Annotated in this window: 22 protein-coding genes; 12 read left to right on the forward strand and 10 right to left on the reverse strand. The window is 34.2% G+C overall.

Annotated elements, in window-relative coordinates; all coding sequences use genetic code 11:
• The first annotated feature begins 226 nt into the window (after positions 1–226).
• From ACE939_RS01825 to ACE939_RS01845, 5 genes are all read left to right on the forward strand, one after another.
• Complete coding sequence (locus tag ACE939_RS01825; protein WP_378187071.1) at positions 227–790, forward strand: Crp/Fnr family transcriptional regulator; 564 nt, start codon at positions 227–229, stop codon at positions 788–790.
• 149 nt (positions 791–939) lie between these two features.
• Positions 940–1,329 carry a RidA family protein gene (locus ACE939_RS01830; RefSeq protein WP_378187072.1) on the forward strand — a complete coding sequence of 130 codons (390 nt, stop codon included), beginning with the start codon at positions 940–942 and terminating at the stop codon, positions 1,327–1,329.
• A gap of 435 nt (positions 1,330–1,764) precedes the next feature.
• Positions 1,765–2,217, forward strand: coding sequence for a nuclear transport factor 2 family protein (locus tag ACE939_RS01835; RefSeq protein WP_378187073.1), 453 nt, complete (start codon positions 1,765–1,767; stop codon positions 2,215–2,217).
• Positions 2,218–2,363: 146 nt separating this feature from the next.
• Positions 2,364–2,936 (forward strand): hypothetical protein, encoded by a 573-nt coding sequence (locus ACE939_RS01840; RefSeq protein ID WP_378187074.1) that lies wholly within the window; start codon positions 2,364–2,366, stop codon positions 2,934–2,936.
• A 381-nt stretch (positions 2,937–3,317) separates the two neighbouring features.
• The gene (locus ACE939_RS01845) at positions 3,318–4,010 is read left to right on the forward strand and encodes a peptidoglycan DD-metalloendopeptidase family protein (protein WP_378187075.1); all 693 of its coding nucleotides are present in this window, start codon (positions 3,318–3,320) and stop codon (positions 4,008–4,010) included.
• 68 nt (positions 4,011–4,078) lie between these two features.
• Here the strand turns inward: ACE939_RS01845 and secA are convergent, their stop codons facing one another.
• The 4 genes from secA to ACE939_RS01865 all read right to left on the reverse strand — a co-directional run bounded on the left by secA (position 4,079) and on the right by ACE939_RS01865 (position 9,066).
• Positions 4,079–7,432 carry a preprotein translocase subunit SecA gene (gene secA / locus ACE939_RS01850; RefSeq protein ID WP_378187076.1) on the reverse strand — a complete coding sequence of 1,118 codons (3,354 nt, stop codon included), beginning with the start codon at positions 7,430–7,432 and terminating at the stop codon, positions 4,079–4,081.
• A gap of 203 nt (positions 7,433–7,635) precedes the next feature.
• Entirely contained in the window at positions 7,636–7,857 is a 222-nt protein-coding gene (locus ACE939_RS01855) for a DUF2795 domain-containing protein (protein ID WP_006989959.1), read from the reverse strand.
• A gap of 132 nt (positions 7,858–7,989) precedes the next feature.
• Positions 7,990–8,565 carry a cob(I)yrinic acid a,c-diamide adenosyltransferase gene (locus ACE939_RS01860; protein ID WP_378187078.1) on the reverse strand — a complete coding sequence of 192 codons (576 nt, stop codon included), beginning with the start codon at positions 8,563–8,565 and terminating at the stop codon, positions 7,990–7,992.
• 45 nt (positions 8,566–8,610) lie between these two features.
• Complete coding sequence (locus ACE939_RS01865) at positions 8,611–9,066, reverse strand: GNAT family N-acetyltransferase (protein ID WP_378187079.1); 456 nt, start codon at positions 9,064–9,066, stop codon at positions 8,611–8,613.
• Positions 9,067–9,343: 277 nt separating this feature from the next.
• Here ACE939_RS01865 and recR point away from each other — a divergent pair, with 277 nt between their 5' ends.
• Together recR and ACE939_RS01875 are read left to right on the forward strand one after the other, a co-directional pair.
• Positions 9,344–9,964, forward strand: coding sequence for a recombination mediator RecR (gene recR, locus ACE939_RS01870; protein ID WP_378187080.1), 621 nt, complete (start codon positions 9,344–9,346; stop codon positions 9,962–9,964).
• 219 nt (positions 9,965–10,183) lie between these two features.
• Positions 10,184–11,524, forward strand: a complete 1,341-nt coding sequence (locus ACE939_RS01875) for a dihydrolipoamide acetyltransferase family protein (RefSeq protein WP_378187081.1) — start codon at positions 10,184–10,186, stop codon at positions 11,522–11,524.
• Positions 11,525–11,610: 86 nt separating this feature from the next.
• On the opposite strand, the gene ACE939_RS01880 is transcribed toward ACE939_RS01875, so the two are convergent.
• Genes ACE939_RS01880 through ACE939_RS01900 form a run of 5 tightly spaced genes read right to left on the reverse strand, consistent with a single transcriptional unit; the run spans position 11,611 to position 16,382 of the window.
• Positions 11,611–12,774 (reverse strand): metal ABC transporter permease, encoded by a 1,164-nt coding sequence (locus ACE939_RS01880; RefSeq protein ID WP_378187082.1) that lies wholly within the window; start codon positions 12,772–12,774, stop codon positions 11,611–11,613.
• A complete protein-coding gene (locus tag ACE939_RS01885) occupies positions 12,771–13,898 on the reverse strand; it encodes a metal ABC transporter permease (RefSeq protein ID WP_378187083.1) in 1,128 nt (375 codons plus the stop codon). The genes ACE939_RS01880 and ACE939_RS01885 overlap by 4 nt, the downstream gene beginning before the upstream one ends.
• A gap of 8 nt (positions 13,899–13,906) precedes the next feature.
• Entirely contained in the window at positions 13,907–14,647 is a 741-nt protein-coding gene (locus ACE939_RS01890; RefSeq protein ID WP_378187084.1) for a metal ABC transporter ATP-binding protein, read from the reverse strand.
• A complete protein-coding gene (locus ACE939_RS01895) occupies positions 14,644–15,561 on the reverse strand; it encodes a metal ABC transporter solute-binding protein, Zn/Mn family (protein ID WP_378187085.1) in 918 nt (305 codons plus the stop codon). The genes ACE939_RS01890 and ACE939_RS01895 overlap by 4 nt, the downstream gene beginning before the upstream one ends.
• Positions 15,562–15,587: 26 nt before the next feature.
• Positions 15,588–16,382, reverse strand: a complete 795-nt coding sequence (locus ACE939_RS01900) for a transporter (RefSeq protein WP_378187086.1) — start codon at positions 16,380–16,382, stop codon at positions 15,588–15,590.
• Between the two features lie 68 nt (positions 16,383–16,450).
• Between ACE939_RS01900 and ACE939_RS01905 the strand changes: the two genes are divergently transcribed.
• From ACE939_RS01905 to ACE939_RS01925, 5 genes are all read left to right on the forward strand, one after another.
• Positions 16,451–17,119, forward strand: coding sequence for a metal-dependent transcriptional regulator (locus ACE939_RS01905; protein WP_378187087.1), 669 nt, complete (start codon positions 16,451–16,453; stop codon positions 17,117–17,119).
• A gap of 76 nt (positions 17,120–17,195) precedes the next feature.
• The gene (locus tag ACE939_RS01910; protein WP_378187088.1) at positions 17,196–17,975 is read left to right on the forward strand and encodes an exonuclease domain-containing protein; all 780 of its coding nucleotides are present in this window, start codon (positions 17,196–17,198) and stop codon (positions 17,973–17,975) included.
• Positions 17,976–17,993: 18 nt separating this feature from the next.
• Positions 17,994–18,605 (forward strand): fumarylacetoacetate hydrolase family protein, encoded by a 612-nt coding sequence (locus ACE939_RS01915; RefSeq protein WP_378187089.1) that lies wholly within the window; start codon positions 17,994–17,996, stop codon positions 18,603–18,605.
• Positions 18,606–18,944, forward strand: coding sequence for an Hpt domain-containing protein (locus ACE939_RS01920; protein ID WP_378187091.1), 339 nt, complete (start codon positions 18,606–18,608; stop codon positions 18,942–18,944).
• 9 nt (positions 18,945–18,953) lie between these two features.
• The gene (locus tag ACE939_RS01925; RefSeq protein ID WP_378187093.1) at positions 18,954–20,213 is read left to right on the forward strand and encodes a competence/damage-inducible protein A; all 1,260 of its coding nucleotides are present in this window, start codon (positions 18,954–18,956) and stop codon (positions 20,211–20,213) included.
• Here the strand turns inward: ACE939_RS01925 and ACE939_RS01930 are convergent.
• Complete coding sequence (locus tag ACE939_RS01930) at positions 20,210–20,611, reverse strand: hypothetical protein (RefSeq protein WP_378187095.1); 402 nt, start codon at positions 20,609–20,611, stop codon at positions 20,210–20,212. The two genes, ACE939_RS01925 and ACE939_RS01930, sit on opposite strands and share 4 nt — an antisense overlap.
• Positions 20,612–20,769: the final 158 nt, after the last annotated feature.

The following is a 20,769-nucleotide window of genomic DNA, read 5'->3' on the forward strand; positions in this document are numbered from 1 at the left end:
GTCTTTTTATACGCTACGTTTCATACACAAACCGTAGTTTGCCACGAAGCTATGTTTGTCCAGTGGTGAGAATTCCATCAGAGTAATTGGCTGTTCACGCTAAAGAAAAGTATACAGTTGTTCATGTATGGATTTGCTGAAGCTATGTATTTTTAAATAACCAAGCCGTAATACGTAAATATGAACCCGTAGTAGCTTTTAGAAGTGTAATTAGAATTCTTGTTTGATGAAAGAAAAATTAAAAAAACATTTGGAAAATTTAATATCCCTTGCAGATGATGAGTTCTCACTAATTCTATCACATTTCTCATTCGAAACATATAAAAAAAGTGATTTTATCATTCAAGAAGGAGAAAATGTAAAGAATTGTTATTTAGTTGTTAGTGGGCTTCTAAAATTAGTTTACGATGACAAAAATGGAAAACAACATATTGTGTCCTTTGCAATGGAAGACTGGTGGGAAAGTGATTTTTTAGCTTACTTCTCACAAACTAAGTCTAAAATGTCTCTACAGTGTATTGAAAACACTAAGGTATTTTCTTTGAGTTTTAAAAATTATCAAAAATTATCGACTGAATTACCCAAAATGAAACAATTTTTTCTTGAAAAATCTAACTCTGGATTTATTGCTTCACAAAATAGAATTTTATCCTTTTTAACATCAAATGCTAAAGAAAGGTATGAACAACTTCTTTACCAACATCCTTTACTATTTCAACGAGTTCCTAAAACTCTTTTAGCTTCTTATTTAGGGGTTTCGCGTGAGACACTTAGTCGACTTTCTTCCTAATATTCGAACTTTTTTATAATTGTGATGTATGTCACGCTCGATTGATACTATTATTTAAACATTTGTAGTGTGAAAATAAAAATTCAATTAGTAGAAATAAAATATTATCAATTACTGTATCAATATTAGAACAAAAAAAAGATAAAAAAATGAAAAAAAGAGTAATCAATCCGTGGAAATGGCAAAATGAAAGAAGTTATGTACAAGCAGTTGAAGTTACAAAGCCAGAAGGTACACTCTATATTTCTGGGCAAACGGCAATAGATGATTATGGAAAATCAAGCAATTCCGATATGAAAACTCAATTAATACAAGCTATAGAAAATTTGGAAAGAGTTATAAAGGAAGCTGGATATAAATGTGAAAATATTGTGAGATTAAACTTTTATACAACTTCACTCGAAGAGTTATTTACTTGTTTTGATGTTTTCCAAGATTGGATAACTGGACATAATATACAACAGGCAAGTACTGTATTGGAAGTAAAAAGTCTTTTTGAAACATTGAAAATAGAGTTAGAAGCTACCGCAGTAAAGTAGTAATTAATTACGGTATAAAAATTAAAAAATGTTTGCCAATAACTAGGCATACGGCTTGCCGATAACTAAGACCATAAGATGTGTTGTATAATCCAAGATTTATAGATAAGGGAAATTCGAGAGGTTTGTAATACGCTTAGCACAGAACTGAGTTGAAAAACAACTCTTTTCTTCCAATAATTTTGAACGTTATAGTGCTACGCACGTAGATTCGATGGTTTGATTCCCCCCAAGTTGGATAGGTTTTTAAAATCTGTTTTTGTAGTTGAGTAGCGTTGTTATAATAAAATATGTAGTTTAGTACTATTAAAATCAACCCTCTGCTTTATCGAGTCCCTTTAAAGTAACGATTGGTACACAATAGATATAATTGCCTTTGGTAATTATATAATATTGTTGGCATTCTTGTATAAAAAATAAAACTAAAAACTAAGTATGAAGCAATCAATAATTCTTACAATATTCCTGTTTTTTGTTATGATCTTTTATGTACAGGGTCAAACTCAACAGGACTCTTTGGATATTAAACAAGTTGCATTGGATTATATCGAATCTCAACACAATGTAAAGCCTGAACAGTTTGAACGTGCAGCGCATCCTAGAATGGTCAAAAGGACATTTTGGAGGAATAAAAAAACAGGAAAGGAATATTTAAGGGAAACTTTTACCGATGCAATGATTTTACTTGCAGAAACGTATAATCAAGACAAGGACAAATTTCCTGAAAACCCGAAAAAAGAGATAGTTATTCTTGATATCTTTAAAAAGGTAGCTTCGGTAAAACTAATAGCGGATAATTGGATTGATTATATGCACATTGTAAAACTCAATGGAAAATGGCAACTTGTGAACGTATTATGGCAATTTAATGATTCAGAAGATCATTAGTTTGAAGTTAATCAAAATTAAAAAACACATACTATAAGGCAACCTAAAATAGATAAGAGCTTCAGCTTCGTGGGTTAATTGAAACAGTTTCTAGGCCTCCGTTCTATGCCTAACTAATATAGTGTGGTACAATTGAAAAATAAAATATGATTATACCGAAATTTTTGTTCCATTATTATGAACTAGACAATGGACCATTCCGCAATATTACTGAATATGGTTATGAAAAAGCTGAAAAAATTCAAAATCAAATCTCCAAAGGATGGAATAGCAAAAGACCTGAAAATTATATTGAATTAAGATTAGCGCTAGAAAGGAGGATTAAAGAACAAGTAATCTCAAAAGGAGGAAAACCTAACAGAAATGATCCTTTCTATTTTACATTGGGAGAATGTAAATGGGTAAAATCTTGGTATGCAAACCCCGGTGTTATAAAAATACCTTTAGCTGACTTTAAACATGAGCATATCAGTTTTACTTATCCAGATAGCATGGTCTCATTTCAGTTGTACGATGAACCAAAACTCGCAACTTATAGAAAAGATTGTAACGGGCATGTTTTCTTGTTGGACGAAATGAATGATCTTATTAAAAATTATGGAGTCCCTTCAAATGAAAAATGTAATGCAGAAGAAAGATTTAAATATGAAAAATATATCGAAGTCCAAGTATGGGACGATGAAATAATAAATGAATACAAAACAAGGCCTAATCGCTAAGCATTCTTGTGGTCGGTAAGAGCCAGTATGAATATTGTATTGACAAAACCAGTCTGATTATTATTGGTATAGAGATCGCTCTGATTGTTCGAGCTAGTCTTATAAATTTCTGGTTGTTTTAATAAGATACTATATGTAGAGGGTTCGTGAGTATATGTTTGCTTATTGTTTTTAACAATTTATCTTTAATAGCCATTTGTAACTATTAACTTTTATAATCCTAAAAACTAATAGTTACACGCTCATCACAGAACTTTGTTTTTATATAGAAGTGAATTATAGTATTTGTTTCTTAGCTTTATCTTTTTTTTTGAGCATATCGATTCCTATGCTGTATTTATAATAATAATCTTTGAGCATATAAAATAAATAGTAAGTACTATGAATAGTAACTTTTTCAAAAAGTATATAGAGAATTTGACTAACTCGTTTACACCCGTCATAATTGATCCACAACAAAAGGAGCAATATATACGTATTGATTTATCTTCATCAAATAAAGAGTTAAGGACTATAGATCTCACATCCCCAGATGATTTTGAGGATTATGTAAACACCTTTTTGACTGCCAATCAAGGTACAATGGCATATGGAGGATATCTTGAGCAAAGAGACTTATATAAGCGCAGCACATATTTTAACCAAAAAGATCCTCAATTAGAACGAAATATACATTTAGGATTAGATATATGGTGTGCTGCTGGAGCTCGTGTTGTAGCACCAATTAAAGGTAGAATTCATAGTTTTAAGAATAATACTAATTTTGGAGATTACGGCCCGACAATTATTTTGGAACATCAAGAGGATGGTGTAACTTTTTTTACGCTATATGGGCATCTTAGTTTGGCGTCTCTGCAAGGAATCAGTGTAGGTCAATCAATTAACAAAGGTGATGTTTTTGCAGCATTAGGAGATGCGACAGTAAACGGAACCTATGCACCACATCTTCACTTTCAGATAATTAAGGAACTGGATGGTAATATTGGTGACTATCCCGGTGTATCGAATCAACTTGAAGTGGATAAGTTTAAAAAAAACTGTCCAGATCCAAACCTTCTATTAAAGATCGCATAAAAATAATTTATAAAAAAGTCGGGTAGTACTGAATGTGCTACCCGACTTTTTTATGATTGTAATGTTTTTTACTCTTCAACAATAACCCATTCACCTTTCTGGATAAGCGGGATCGCTTGTTTAAATTTCATAGACTTGTTCTCTCCACTCATAACGTGTTTGATTGTAACCTTATCATTACGTCCAATTTTAGGTTGCTCTCTTACGATTGTTTCGGTTACGTGTTGCTGTTGTGTTTGTCCAGCAGATCGTCCTTGTGAAGCACGCTCATCCAAGTTAGGAATTTCTTCTTTAGAAGTTTCTAGTTTTTCTTTTCGGCGTACTTGTTTAGCTTCAGAGATGTCTTGAGTGTTACCAGTAGGTAATTCTCCTTTGAATAAAAAGGAAATAACATCCTTATTTACTTCTTCAATCATGCTCTTAAATAATTCAAAAGCTTCAAATTTATAAATTAGTAAAGGATCTTTTTGTTCGTGAACTGCTAACTGTACACTTTGTTTAAGTTCATCCATTTTGCGTAAATGTGTTTTCCACGCATCATCGATAATTGCTAGAGTAATATTTTTCTCAAAATCAGTAATTAATTGTTTCCCTTCACTTTCATAAGCTTTTTGAAGATTTGTAGCGACATTGAGACTTTTTACACCGTCGGTAAAAGGAACCAAGATACGCTCGTAATTATTAGATTGATCTTCATATACCTGTTTAATTACAGGAAATGCAGACTCTGCATTGCGCATCATTTTATCTTGATAGTGTGCGTAGGCAGCTTTATAAACTTCACCAGCTATTTTCTGAGCATCTTTCTTTTCAAATTCAGCTTCGGTTACAGGGCTACTCATAGAGAAATATCGAATCAATTCAAATTCGAAATTTTTAAAGTCTTGAGCTACTTTATTACCTTCGGTAATTACCTCGGCGGTATCATAAATCATATTTGCGATATCCAGTTTAAGGCGTTCGCCATATAACGCATGGTAACGTCTTTTATAAACTACCTCACGTTGCGCATTCATCACGTCATCATACTCTAATAAACGTTTACGAACTCCAAAGTTATTTTCTTCTACTTTTTTCTGGGCACGCTCAATAGATTTTGAGATCATCGAATGTTGAATTACTTCACCTTCTTTAAGACCCATTCGATCCATCATTTTTGCAATTCGCTCAGATCCAAACAATCGCATTAAGTTATCCTCTAACGATACATAAAATTGAGAACTACCAGGATCACCTTGTCGACCAGCACGACCACGTAATTGTCTATCAACACGACGCGAATCGTGACGTTCGGTACCAATAATGGCTAAACCTCCTGCTTTTTTTACCTCGTCTGTTAGTTTGATATCTGTACCACGACCTGCCATGTTGGTTGCAATTGTAACCACTCCTGGATTTCCGGCCTCGGCAACAATATCAGCCTCTTTTTTATGAAGTTTGGCATTCAATACATTATGAGGTACTTTACGAATTGTAAGCATACGACCCAACAACTCAGAAATTTCGACCGATGTAGTACCGATCAATACGGGGCGACCAGCACGTGAAAGTTCGGTTACTTCTTCGATTACCGCATTATATTTTTCTCGTTTGGTTTTATAAACTAAATCTTCCTTGTCTTTTCTAGCAATAGGACGATTAGTTGGGATCTCAACTACATCCAATTTATAAATTTCCCACAATTCTCCAGCTTCGGTAACTGCTGTACCTGTCATACCGGATAATTTACGGTACATTCTAAAATAGTTCTGAAGTGTCACGGTTGCAAAGGTTTGCGTAGCATCTTCAATCTTTACATTTTCCTTAGCTTCGATCGCTTGGTGTAGTCCATCACTGTAACGACGACCATCCATAATACGTCCTGTTTGCTCATCAACGATTTTAACCTTATTGTCCATCACGACATATTCTACATCTTTCTCAAAAAGCGAATACGCCTTTAATAATTGACGAAGGGTGTGAATTCGTTCACTTTTAATACTGTAATCTCTAAACAGTTCTTCTTTTTGCTCTGCTTCTTCTTCTTTGGATAAGTTTTGATTTTCAATTTTGGCAATTTCCATTCCGATTTGCGGAAGGACAAAAAAGTCAGGATCATCTGCTCCCGACAAATAATCAACACCTTTATCTGTAAGATCTATTTGATTGTTTTTTTCTTCGATTACGTAATAGAGGTCTGCATCAATTTTATGCATTTCTCTATTGTTATCCTGCATATAAAAGTTTTCGGTTTTTTGAAGAAGTAGTTTGACACCTTCTTCACTCAAAAACTTAATAAGTGCTTTGTTTTTAGGAATTCCGCGATATACCTGAAGCAATTTAAATCCACCATCCTTGGTGTTACCTTCTTTAATAAGCTTCTTAGCCTCTGCTAATACGGTAGTTAATAGTTTTTGTTGTACAGCAACAACATCTGCAATTTTTGGTTTCAAAGCATCAAATTCATGCACATCACCTTTAGGTATAGGGCCAGAGATAATTAATGGAGTTCTTGCATCATCTATTAAAACCGAATCTACTTCATCTATGATCGCATAATTGTGAGGGCGTTGTACCAGATCATCTGGAGAATGTGACATATTATCACGCAAGTAATCAAAGCCAAATTCGTTATTTGTTCCGTATGTTATATCAGCATTATAGGCCGCTCGTCGTTCTGCCGAGTTGGGACGATGATTATCTATACAATCAATAGTAAGACCGTGAAATTGAAAAATAGGAGCCATCCACTCACTATCACGACGTGCAAGGTAATCGTTTACCGTAACTAGATGCACTCCGTTACCTGTTAATGCGTTAAGGTATACAGGGAGCGTTGCTACCAACGTTTTTCCTTCACCCGTTTGCATCTCTGCTACATTACCACGGTGCATTGCGATTCCTCCAATCAGTTGGACATCATAATGTATCATGTCCCATTTTACCTCTTTACCAGCAGCATCCCAACTGGTTTCCCATATTGCATGATCACCGTCAAGATTCACATATGTTTTTTGACCAGAAAGTTCTCGATCATATGCAGATGCCGTAACTGTGATTGTATCGTTTTTGGTAAAACGTTTTGCTGTTTCTTTTACTACAGCAAATGCTTGAGGCAAAATATCACTTAATGTTTTTTCTGTGATTTGATAAGCTTCATCTTTGAGCGTATCAATTTCATTATAAATATCTTCTTTTCGATCAATATCTTCGGTTCCATTAGCCTCATTGATTAGATTGTCAATTTTGAGATTAACCTCGGATCGTGCGTCGTTTATTTGAACTTTAAAAGCTTGAGTTCTTGCTCTTAATTCATCATTGGTAAGCCCTTCAATTTCTTTTTCGGCTTTTTTAATTAATTCAACCTGTGGCTGAATTTCTTTTATGTCTTTTTTGGATTTATCTCCAACAAATACTTTAAGTACAGAATCTAAAATTCCCATAATTATGGTTATATGTTTAAGTATATCACAGTAAGACTAAAAGTTCTACTGGATTTGTATTTAGCTATCTGTGAGATAGCAATCAGTTATTTAATTAGATAGCACAATTGCACGTGCTTATCTAAAAAGGTCAGGTTTTATTTGGCGTAATTTACGCAAAAAAAAAGCCTCTTGCGAGACTTTTAGCACTATTTCAAAGTTTTTCAATATTCATCTTCGTTCCAAAGATAATCTTCATCTGTTGGATAATCTGGCCATATTTCTTCTATCGAATCGTAGGAGTCTCCTTCATCTTCAATTGATTGTAAATTTTCAACAACCTCTAACGGTGCTCCAGTTCGAATTGCATAATCAATCAATTCATCTTTTGTAGCCGGCCAGGGAGCATCACTTAAATACGATGCTAATTCTAATGTCCAATACATAGTTTTACTGGTTTTAATTTTTGCAAAAATAATTTTTTAGTTTAAAAAGTCAAGTAAAAAATCAATTATTTACACAATAATTTTAAGAACGTGAATTTTAGGGTGCTTCTCATATATCTATAGCACCGATTTCTATTGATCCTTGCTAGGGATCCATTTTATTTCATCAGCATGCAAATCAGATGACAATTTTCGTGCCAGCACAAAAAGGTAGTCAGATAGTCTGTTGAGATACGATAATGCATTTGCTTCAAATGGTTCTAATTCAAATAACGCAGTGCCCAATCGCTCTGCACGCCTACAAACACAACGCGCTATGTGACAAAATGACACAGTGGTATGACCTCCAGGTAATACAAAATGAGTCATTGGGGGCAATGCATCATTCATTTCATCTATTTTATCTTCTAAAAAGGCTATGTCTTCACTAGTGATTGTCGGAATAGCTAAACGTTTTTTTCCGTTTTTTAAGACAGCTTTCTCAGGATCTGTAGCCATTATAGCACCAATAGTAAATAAGCGATCTTGTATTGTAATGAGATCTGCTTGGTATGAAGCATTAATTTCTTGATCCCGAATGAGACCAATATAAGAATTAAGCTCGTCTACCGTGCCGTAACTGTCGATGCGAATATGATGTTTTGGCACTCGAGTTCCGCCAAATAATGCAGTAGTACCTTTGTCGCCAGTTTTAGTGTAAATTTTCATAGTATCAATTTATAGTATTTATCATACTTTGCTGTAATATAAATACTAATTTATTATTTTTGAGAAGCATATGCTGTTAGTGATCCCTTTATATTGACCGTAATTGTCGGTGATTTGATAGCCTGCTTTTTTATATAAAGCAATCGCTTCTGGTTGTTGAATTCCAGTCTCCAAAATGCAATGTTCATACCCCAATGATTGAGACCAATTTTCTAGTGTTTTTAAAATTTTAAAAGCAACACCTTTTCCTCTAGCTGCTGGGGTAACAAACATTCGTTTAATCTCAACCGTGCTATCGCTGTATTTTTTGAAAGCACCACATCCTAAGGGTTCGTTACTTAAATCGTAAGCGATTAAACAATGATGAATATTTTCTAATCCATTAAATTGATTGTAGAAATCATGGTCGTCTCCATCGCGTACAGCTAATTCCTTGTCTAAAGCAGTAACTAATAACCTAAAATCCTTATGGGTAGCATCTGTTTTAATTATGTTGATCACGTTGCTTTTTTTTATAATAGTTTCTTCTGAAATTTCTTTGGTCTCTGTGATACAATTTGCTTTTATTTTTTTTAGAATTCCAGATGACCAAACCAAATAATAATGCAATAGCTACTATCGCTATTACAAGCTGAGTTTCTTCTGAAAGGGATGAGAACATGAATTATAGTTTAAGCTGTAAAAATACTAAAAACAAACTTTTTCAATAGGATTTTACACTGATATCATTTAATAAATACGTGTAGACTTAGATTTAAAATATTAAATTTGCGTCGCTATGGAATTTTCTTCAAAATTATTAGAGAATGCGGTCTATGAAATGTCTCAATTACCAGGCATTGGTAAACGAACTGCACTTCGATTGGTATTACATTTATTAAAACAACCAGAATCCCAAACGCTCAATTTAGCTAATGCGATTACTACTTTGCGCAAGGATATTAAATTCTGTAAAAAATGCCATAGTATTAGTGATGTCGAAATTTGCCATATCTGTTCAAATCCAAATAGGATACAAGGTATTATTTGTGTGGTAGAAGACATACGAGATGTAATGGCCATAGAGAGTACTAGTCAATATAGAGGGCTATATCACGTTTTAGGCGGCAAAATAAGTCCACTTGATGGTATCGGGCCCCACGATTTAGCGATAGCGTCTTTAATTGAAAGAGCAAAATCCGGAGATATTACAGAATTAATTTTTGCACTTAGTGCTACAATGGAGGGTGATACGACTAATTTCTACATATATAAACTTTTAAAAGATGTAGCGATACAAACATCTACTATTGCGCGCGGAATTGGAGTTAATGATGAACTTGAATACGCAGATGAAGTTACTTTGGGTAGAAGTATATTAAATAGAATACCGTTAGAGCAAGCTTTAAAAAGTTCTTAAGATTAAAATGCTTCAGGATTAGTATATTTGCAGTAGTTAAATAGATTTAAAGTTATTTTGGTGACTATTAGGTAACTTAATTTAATCGTACTTACGCATCTTTTGAAATGTGTGAAAATCGTATTTTATAGAAACTTTAATATAGAAAAAATAATTTTTAAGCTATTTTTTAACTAAATTCGCAAAAAATATAACCTATAAATACTTTCGATTAAGAATATGGCAAAATTTGAGCTGAAATTACCTAAAATGGGTGAAAGTGTTGCAGAGGCAACGATTACGACTTGGTTAAAAGAAGTAGGAGATACTATCGAGATGGATGATGCAGTTTTAGAAATAGCTACAGATAAAGTTGATAGCGAAGTACCAAGTGAGGTTGAAGGCGTATTGTTAGAAAAATTGTTTGATGTTGATGATGTTGTTAAGGTTGGTCAAACAGTAGCCATAATTGAAATTGATGGAGAAGGTAGTGTTGAAGACAATACAACCAACGAAAAAGAAAAGTCAACACCTGAGACTGCCAAAGAGATAGCGTCTCAAGTTGAAGAAACTACAGCTGCAATACATGGTGAGCAGACAAATGATTACACAGATAGTGAGCAGTTTTATTCACCTTTAGTAAAAAATATAGCTGCAACCGAAAATATTTCGATAGAAGAACTGGAGAGTATTAATGGTACAGGTAAAGATGGTCGTGTTACCAAACATGACGTTCTTGAATTTTTGGATAGTAGAAAGGAAAAGACCCCTGAAACATCTTCTCAAAAACCAGTTGGAGAAACTACGACTCGTGTTGAAAAACCAAAAACTACAAAACCAAGCCCAGAAAAAGTTACACCGGTAGCCTCTGGAGAAGATGAGATTATCGAGATGTCACGTATGGGGAAACTCATCGCGCATCATATGGTAGATTCTGTACAAACATCTGCGCATGTACAATCTTTTATAGAAGCAGATGTAACTAATATTTGGAACTGGAGGAAGAAGGTTAAAAATGAATTCCAGAAACGAGAAGGAGAGAATATTACTTTTACTCCGATTTTTATGGAAGCAATAGCAAAGGCACTTAAAGATTTCCCAATGATGAATATTTCGATGTCTGGAGATACAATCATCAAAAAGAAAAATATCAATTTGGGTATGGCAGCAGCTTTACCAGATGGAAACTTAATTGTACCTGTAATAAAAAATGCAGACCAACTTAATCTTGTTGGTATGACCAAAGCTGTAAACGATTTGGCTAATCGTGCCCGCACAAATAATCTGAAGCCAGACGATATTCAAGGAGGAACATATACTGTAACTAATGTAGGTACCTTTGGGAGTGTTATGGGTACACCAATCATAAACCAACCGCAAGTTGGAATCTTAGCATTGGGTGCTATACGTAAGGTGCCCGCTGTAATTGAGACTCCCGATGGTGATTTTATTGGTATAAGATATAGAATGTTTTTGTCGCACTCTTATGATCATCGTGTTGTTAACGGTGCACTTGGAGGTCAGTTTGTGCTTCGTGTGAAAGAGTATCTAGAAGCGTTTGATGCAAATAGAGAGTTTTAAGAAATTTATAAAGTATAACTAAAACCAAGAAAGCCACAAAACGAATGTTCTGTGGCTTTCTTATATTCGAAAAAGTCATACAGTGTTTAGCCTCTAAACAGAAAAAAACGATCTTTCATTTTTTCTATTTCAGCGTTTTTATTTGTCATTATGTAATCGATCGCCTCTGTAGTGAAATGTTCTCCTTTCTCTGTGAGTGATATAATTTCGTTATCCAGCTCAATCATGTTGTTTTGCAAGGCAAGCTTAAGAACAGATTTTGATTGCACTTTTTGCCAGTTGATATGTTCATTAAGATGTTTAACATGTCTTTCAGACACATCATCCCTATGATTTTTGAGATGTAATAAGAATGTCAAAAGTGATACTTCTAAACGTTGACGTTTTTGACGATATAATACAGAGAATAGTCCTTTATCCTTTGCAAATAAATAAACAAATAAAAATAGAATTCCTAGAGTAGTAGTCATGGACCCCGCGATAGAAATGTCTAACCAATGTGCTACCCAATATCCAGAAAGTGCACACAATACCCCAAAAAAAGTAGCCAAAACTAACATTCTCTTTAAATCATTAGTTAGCAGGTATGCAGTTGCCGCTGGAGCAATCATTAGAGCTATAACCAAAATGGCGCCCACTGCATCAAATGCACCTACCGTGGTAATCGAGGAGACTGTCATAAGGCCGTAGTGTAAAACTACTGGAGATAATCCTAAAGCTGAAGCTAGACCAGCATCAAACGTACTTAACTTTAATTCTTTAAAAAACGTAATTAGTAGACCAAGGGTTACTACTACAATGGTACCGATAACCCATAGTGATTTTGGTCCTAAATCATACTGATAATACATCACACGATCAAAAGGTGCAAAAGCTAATTCCCCTAAAAGTACTGCATCGATATCAAGGTGAACATCATTTGCATTTTTGGCTATCATAATAACACCGATGCTAAATAGTGCAGGGAAGACTAAGCCTATAGCAGTATCTTCTTTTACCAACCCTGTTTTCTGTATAAACTCGACCAAAACTACGGTTAAGACACCTGTCAATGTCGCCAAAAATATAAGTAAAGGAGAGGAGAGATCCTGTGTTATAAGAAAACCAATCACTATACCAGGTAATATCGAATGGCTTATAGCATCGGTGATCAATGCCATCTTACGTAGTACTAGAAAGGTGCCGGGTAAGGCACAAGCAATAGCAACCAAGCAGGCAATCAGTTGAATTTCTATTTGTGCATTGCTCATCGATTTTGATTTGTTAGTTGATTGTACAGATTTGCAGCAGTTTCAAAGCCAATTTCTGTCATTGACCAAGTATTACGCTCTAAGCGTATGTAATCCTTATCGGCAAGTTCTTTTAGCGAACGCTTTGAAAATCCTTGAAAATTATTTAAAATTTTAATTGCATGTGGATGCGAAATATTTGTATGTGTTTTTGCAATATGATACATAAAGGAAAGCGTTTTATGTAACTCTAGATCATTTCTATTCTTTCTGAAACGAATTTCACGAAATAATAAACCACGTTTAGGTGAAAATATAAAAGAAAACAGAACAAAGGTCGCAGCAACCAAAACAATGACTGGTCCAGTCGATAAATTGTTTTGACTAGCACTTATTGCGGTTCCTAATATTCCAGAAAAAGCACCGATAATTGCGGCTAGAACAACCATAACGCCAAGACTATTGGTCCATTGTCTTGCAGCCGCCGCAGGAGCCAATAGCATCGCGCTCATTAATACTACGCCTACAGTTTGTAGGCCTAGAACAATGGCTATAACAATGAATGAAGTGATTAAAATATCCAAAAATTTAATATTGAAACCTAGAGTTTTGGTGTAATCACTATCAAATAGTAGAAGTTTTAGTTCTTTCCAAAATAATAGAACCACTACTAAGCTTACTCCAGTTACAATACTCATTAACCATACATCGCTCTCCATTAAAGTCGCTGCTTGACCAAAAAGATAGTTAGCTAATCCAGCTTGATTTGCATTCGGCATTTTTTGAATGTATGTGAGTAATAACATGCCAAAACCAAAAAATAAAGATAGTATTAAACCCAGTGCAGTATCAGCTTTTAAATGGGTTTTACGTGTAATGCCTCGAATCCAAAAAGTACCAACTAATCCACTTATTAAAGCGCCTACTAAAAAAATAGTATTGCTCTTGGTTTCAATAATTAAAAAAGCGATAGCAATACCTGGTAAAGCTGCATGTGAGATTGCATCTCCCAGCAAACTTTGTTTACGTAATACGGCAAAGCTTCCCAACATCCCACATATGGCTCCTAGAATCGCAGTACCCAAGGTAATCGTGCGCAAGGTATAGTCGGTAAAAACAAGCTCTAAATATTCTTGTATATTCATAAGACTGCTTATTGTTGAATACTTACTTTATAATTTATTCCATAAGTTTTAGTCAAATTGTTGTCATTAAAAATATCTTTAACAGGGCCAGTCGCTATTTTTTTTACATTCAAAAAAGTAACCCAATCAAAATACTCTGGAACAGTTTGTAAATCGTGATGCACTACAACAACTGTTTTACCAGCTTTTCTTAATTCTTTAAGAATATTGATAATTGCTTTTTCTGTAGTAGCGTCTACACCTTGAAAAGGTTCATCCATAAAATAAATAGATGCGTTTTGAACCAAAGCTCTTGCTAAGAATATTCGCTGTTGTTGCCCCCCTGATAATTGACTAATTTGGCGAGTTTGAAAACCCAGCATCCCTACTTTTTCTAGCGCCTCTAATGCGGCTTTTTTTTCTTTCAATCCTGGGCGTTTAATCCAACCTAAACTACCATAGGTACCCATGGTGACTACATCTAATGCAGTAGTAGGGAAATCCCAATCAACACTTCCTTTTTGTGGAACGTAGGCAACAAGTGAACGTTGTTTTTTATAGGGTTTACCATAAATTTTGACACTTCCTGCAATAGGTTTTAGAATATCAAGAACAGCTTTTATCAATGTAGATTTACCAGCACCATTGGGTCCAACAATGGCCATCAAAACACCTTCTGGGATAGCTAAATCTATATCCCAGAGTACTGGTTTATAGTTGTATGCAACTGTGAGATCATCTATTTTGACAGCAATTTTAGTTTCTTTCATTGCAAAGCTTCTATTATTGTGTTTATATTATATTTAAACATACCTATATAAGTTCCTTCATCTGTGTCGGGAGTACCCAAAGCATCCGAAAAAAGAGTGCCTCCAATGTTAACTTCGCTACCTTTGGAACGAACTGCTGCTTGTAGGGCTTCAATAGTTCTTTTGGGTACCGAGCTTTCTACAAAAATAGCTTTTACTTTTTTGTTAATTATAAATTGGGCAATATTTTGCACATCTTGTACACCCGCTTCAGTTGCTGTAGATAATCCTTGTAAACCTACAACTTCAAATTCATACGCTTTTCCAAAGTAACTAAACGCATCATGTGCAGTAACCAGTATCCGTTGTTCTACGGGTAAGGTTGTAATTTTGGTTAGTATATGTTTTTCAAGAGCTTGCAATTTAGATAGGTATATCTTTGAATTAGTTTCAAAAACTGTTTCGTTTTTAGGATCTAAAACTTTCAATTTTTTGGTAACAAAACCTGCTGCTTTTATCCAGTTTTGAACACTGAACCAAATATGAGGGTCATAGTTAGAAGCGAAATATTCTGATCCGATAAGTTCTTTTTTATCTAGAGCTTCTCCAACTGCGATAGTTTTATTATTGCGTCGCTCCATTTTTTCAAAGACTTCGACTAATTTTCCCTCAAGGTGCAACCCATTGTAGAAAATCACATCGGCCTCGACTAATTTTGAGACATCACCTTCGCTAGCTTTGTATAAATGTGGATCCACACCCGATCCCATAATTCCTTGTACTTGGATAGCATCACCACCAATTTGTGTAACCAAATCGGTAATCATAGAGGTAGTCGTAACTACTTGTAATTTACCATCTGAGGTATTAGGTTTCTTTTTGCAAGAGTTTAGTATTGTTAGTGATACCACTAAGAATAAAGTATGTAGTTTCATCGTATCTAAAATTTATGAAATTTTGATTAGTTGGGAAGACGTATACTAATACCACCACTCAACAAAAGATTTTGCCCTTTTGTAAAAGATGTTCCCACCGTAGCGTCTAGTTGTATGGTTGAGGTGATCAGGTAAGTGAATCCAGCATCCCAAAAATGAGAGGCTTTATTTTTTTCTGGCAGTTGGCCGTATACTTCGGCATAAAAGCCAATAGCGTCAGTGAGGCTATGTCCATAAGAGAGAGTATATTTATAGATTGCTTCTGGAGAATCATTACCCCATGAAGCACCTAGATTGTACGATAAATTTGAAGATTCGTTAAGAGTATGCGCAAAAAGCATAAATAAATCCACGCCAGTGGTTTCTGGTTTGTAATCGGTAGATGCAGAAAAAGGTAAGTAAAGATTTGTTAATAGTGCTATTTTAGGTTTCCATGTGCTTTCTTCTGAAATCTCAATTTTTGCACCTATAGATAATGGTGAAAATCCACTTAAAACATTTGCTGTTTTTGTTTGGTTAATTTCTGTTTCAATCTCGGTAAAGCTCCATCCTAGGCGAAGTTCCATAGTATTTAAGATACCATAGCGTAGAAGAGTAGTGTTATAGGTAAATGATTGCTCTCTAAAGGTATCGTTGCCGTAATCTTGATATGCGGCACCCGTTTCTATTTGTACATGATTTTTGGGAACAGTAACAGCCGATTCTGTTTGATCGGGGCGATCTGTAATCAGATTTTCTATCGGTTCAGTTTCCTGTGCATATATAGAACAATAAAATGTAGTTAAGCATATAGATATGGCAAGTATTCTTTTAAATTGCATTAGGTTTATTATTTTTGTTTATAATCGGTGCTAAACTAAAAAAGTTAGTCTCAACTAACAAATTAAATATGATTAATTTAACAAAAAGTGAAGAGGATTACCTAAAAGCTTTATTTCAGCTACTTACAGAGGGGAGTGAAAGTAAGATAGGAAATAATCAATTGGCAGAGTACTTGAATGTTTCTCCTGCTTCGACTAATAACATGGTCAAAAAGTTAAAGTCCAAAGATTATATTGTAAGTGAGCGCTACGGTAAATTAGATTTGACTCCTCAAGGCACAGAAATCGCAGTAAGGTTAATTCGAAAACATCGCCTTTGGGAAACGTTTTTATACAATTATCTCAATTTTAGTTGGGATGAGGTTCATGAGGTTGCAGAACAGTTGGAGCATATAAAATCACGTAAATTAATTGACGAATTAGATCGTTACATGGAGTATCCTAAAGTTGACCCGCATGGTGAAATGATACCAGATGCAGATGGAAGTTATAAAATATTACCAAAGGTCACCTTATCTTCTTTAAAACAAGGTGATGTATGCAAACTTGCTGCGGTAAATGATGCCTCGGTCTCTTTCTTAAAATATGTTTCTCAAATCGGATTAGCACTAAGTAGTACTATAGAAATACTAGAAATTCGGGATTTTGATAAGTCAATATGTATTCGTTTTAATGAAACCGAAGAAACAGTAACCAAAAAGTTTGCTGATAATGTGTTTGTTAAAATTATTTCTTGATTTAAAAGGTGTTAAATTGCAATATCATTTCAGTTTATTATGAATACCTAGTATATTTGGAACACACAATGTATGTATGGAGCTTAAACTAAAACGTCCTATTTGTTTTTTCGATCTTGAAACAACTGGTATTAATATTTCTAAAGATCGTATTGTTGAAATTTCTATTCTTAAGATTTTTCCTAACGGAAATAAAGAAAGTAAAACTTGGCTGGTTAACCCAGAGATGCCAATTCCACCAGAGACTACAGCGGTTCATGGGATTGATGATGCTAAGGTAGCTAATGAACCTACCTTTAAACAATTAGCGAACCTAATTAATGACATGATAAAAGGATGCGATTTGGCTGGCTTTAATTCTAATCGTTTTGATATTCCATTGTTAGCAGAAGAACTATTACGAGTAGAATTGGATTTTGATATGAAAAATACGGTTGCAGTAGATGTGCAGACTATTTTTCATAAAATGGAAAAAAGAACCCTAGCAGCTGCTTACAAATTTTATTGTGATGGTGAGTTAGAAAACGCGCATTCAGCAGAGGTAGATACACTTGCTACCTATGAGGTTTTAAAAGCTCAATTAGACCGCTATCCCGAATTAGAAAATGACATGAATTTTTTAGCTGACTTTAGTGCGCGCAATCAATTTGCTGATTTTGCTGGGTTTATTGCATTTAATAAGGATGGTAAAGAAGTTTTTTCATTTGGAAAACACAAAGGTAAATTGGTAGAGCAAGTAATGGAAGATGAACCTGGTTATTTTGGGTGGATCCAAAATGCAGATTTTCCTTTGTATACTAAAAAAGTGCTTACTGCCATTAGATTACGTAAGTTAAATAATAGTCTTAACGCATAAATTTAATCTACTGTTGTTATGAAAATTATATGTATAGGTCGTAATTACACAGATCATATTGCTGAATTAGAAAATGAAAAACCAGAGAATCCAGTTGTTTTTTTAAAACCAGATACCTCGATTCTTCTTAAAAAGCAACCTTTTTTTATACCAGATTTTTCTAGTGATGTGCATTATGAAGTAGAAATTTTAGTAAAAATCAATAAATTAGGAAAATACATTGATCGTAAATTTGCGCATAAATATTATGATCAAATTGGTTTAGGTATTGATTTTACCGCGAGAGATTTACAAAAAAAATTAAAGGAAAAGGGATTACCGTGGGAGAAAGCAAAATCCTTTGATGGAGCAGCAGTGATAGGTAAATGGGTTTCAAAAGAAGGATTTGAAAATATAAATGCAATCAATTTTAGGTTAGAAAAAAATGGTGTCCCAGTACAACAAGGTAGTACAGAACTGATGCTTTGGAAAATTGATGAGCTGATCGAATATGTTTCAAAATATTTTACTTTAAAGATAGGAGATGTTATCTTTACAGGTACGCCTGCAGGAGTAGGACCTGTTAGTACAGATGACGAACTAGTAGGATTTATAGAAGATAAAAAGAATTTTTCAATAAGAATAAAATAGATGAGTAAAGCTTATAGTCTTAATCATATAAATGAATTATCTGGAGGTGATCAAGAATTCACCACGGTCTTAGTGCAAACATTTTTAGAAGAAATACCGCCAGATCTTGATAGCATGCTAGAAGCTGTTAAGTCAGATAATCCTGGTTTAGAATATCAATATGCGCATAAGATGAAGCCTAATCTTCAATTATTTGGTATAGAATTGTTGACTCAAATAAAACAAGTAGAAGCGTGGGCAAAAGCCGATAAAGATAAGGATCAAATATTGCCTACTATTGAATATATAGTAAAGACAGTTAATGAGGCTATCGAAGACTTAAAAAATGATTTTCAATAAGTTGTTGTAATGTTAGCAGAAATTATAACCATTGGTGATGAAATTTTAATTGGTCAAATTGTCGATTCAAATTCTGCATTTATAGGAAAAGCACTTAATACAATAGGAGTAGATGTATATCAGATTAGTTCTGTTCAAGATGATAAAACACATATCCTAAATGCTCTTAAGGAGGCACAATCGCGAGTTGATATCGTTCTTATTACTGGGGGACTTGGTCCAACAAAGGATGATATTACCAAACATACACTTTGCGAATTTTTTGGGGATCAATTGATAGAGAATAAAGAAGTGCTACAACATGTAGAGCAATTATTTAAAAAATATATTAGTACGCCAATATCAGATATTAACCGTCAGCAATCATTGGTCCCCAGTCGCGCCAAAGTGCTTACTAACGCATATGGTACGGCTCCTGGTATGTGGATCGAAGATGCAAATACAGTTTTTATCTCGATGCCAGGAGTACCTTTTGAGATGAGAAGTATTATGGAGAGTGAGGTGATTCCTAGGCTTAAAAAGCGTTTTAAAAGACCCTTTATTCTTCATAAAACAGTCCTTACACATGGTGTCGGGGAGAGTGCTATCGCAGAAAAAATTGAGGAGTGGGAGGATAATTTACCCGCATTTATCAAATTAGCGTATCTTCCAAGCTTAGGAAAAGTACGTTTGCGACTCTCTGCTCGCGGAGAGCAACACGCACTTCTTGAAAAGGAGATCGCACTTCAGCTAGTTAAACTCAATGAGCTTATTGGTGATATTATTGTTGGTTATGAAGATGATCAACCTATAGAGGTTATTGTAGGATCACTTTTAACAGACCAAAGAAAAACTTTAGCATTAGCTGAGAGTTGTACTGGCGGGCATATAGCACAAGAAATCACAGCTCATGCAGGAGTTTCAAGTTTTTTTAAAGGAGGTGTAGTCACGTATGCGACAGCTTCTAAAACAGCACTTTTAGAAATTCCAGAAAATTTAATAAAAGCTTATTCGGTAACAAGTGCTGAGGTAGCCGAAGCGATGGCTAAAGCTGCTAAACAAAAATTTGATTCAGATTATGCGATTTCTACAACAGGTAATGCAGGGCCAGAAAAAGGAGACGGTAAAGTAGAAGTAGGCACTGTCTTTATTGGTATTGCTACACCAGATAAGGTATATTCTAAAGAATTTAATTTTGGCAATTTAAGAGAGCGAACTATTGGTAAGACTACAAGTAAAGCTTTTGAAATGCTTTTAAAAGAGCTGAAAGATACTACTGCTATAAATTAATCACATAAGGTAAGAGAGTCTGCCCATTGGATAGCCTCATTGAGATTTTCAAATATTTTCATTTTTTTATTCATGAAAGATTTTTCTAGTTCGGCTGTGCGTTTTTGAGTTACTGTATAAACAATTACTCCATAGCCTTTTAGATTGGGAAAAAGGTTAGTAGACTTAAAGTGATCTGTAGGTACAAAAGAATAAGAATTTATGCGATGTGCTAAATAAACAAAAGGAGTTTTCTTTCCATAATAATAATTACAAAATTCAAAAAGTTTTTCAGCTTCCTCAAATGCAACCACGGCACTTTCTTTGATTTCTGAAATTACGAAATTCTTGTAAAAATAAAACTTACCGATTTTTAAATCACACGTGTGTAACAACGTTTTATTAACAGATGTAATCATTAAATTAAATTTTATAATCGCAGTATAGCAGTAAGTTACAATTTTAGCATAGTATCATCAAAAAATTTACATTATTTTAAGTTTTGTAAGAAGTTATAAAACAATTTGTTAATGTAAGTTATCAAGATTATCTTTGCACTCGATATAGAGTATCGAAT

The sequence above is a fragment of the Aquimarina rhodophyticola genome (assembly GCF_042434915.1).
GTDB lineage: Bacteria > Bacteroidota > Bacteroidia > Flavobacteriales > Flavobacteriaceae > Aquimarina.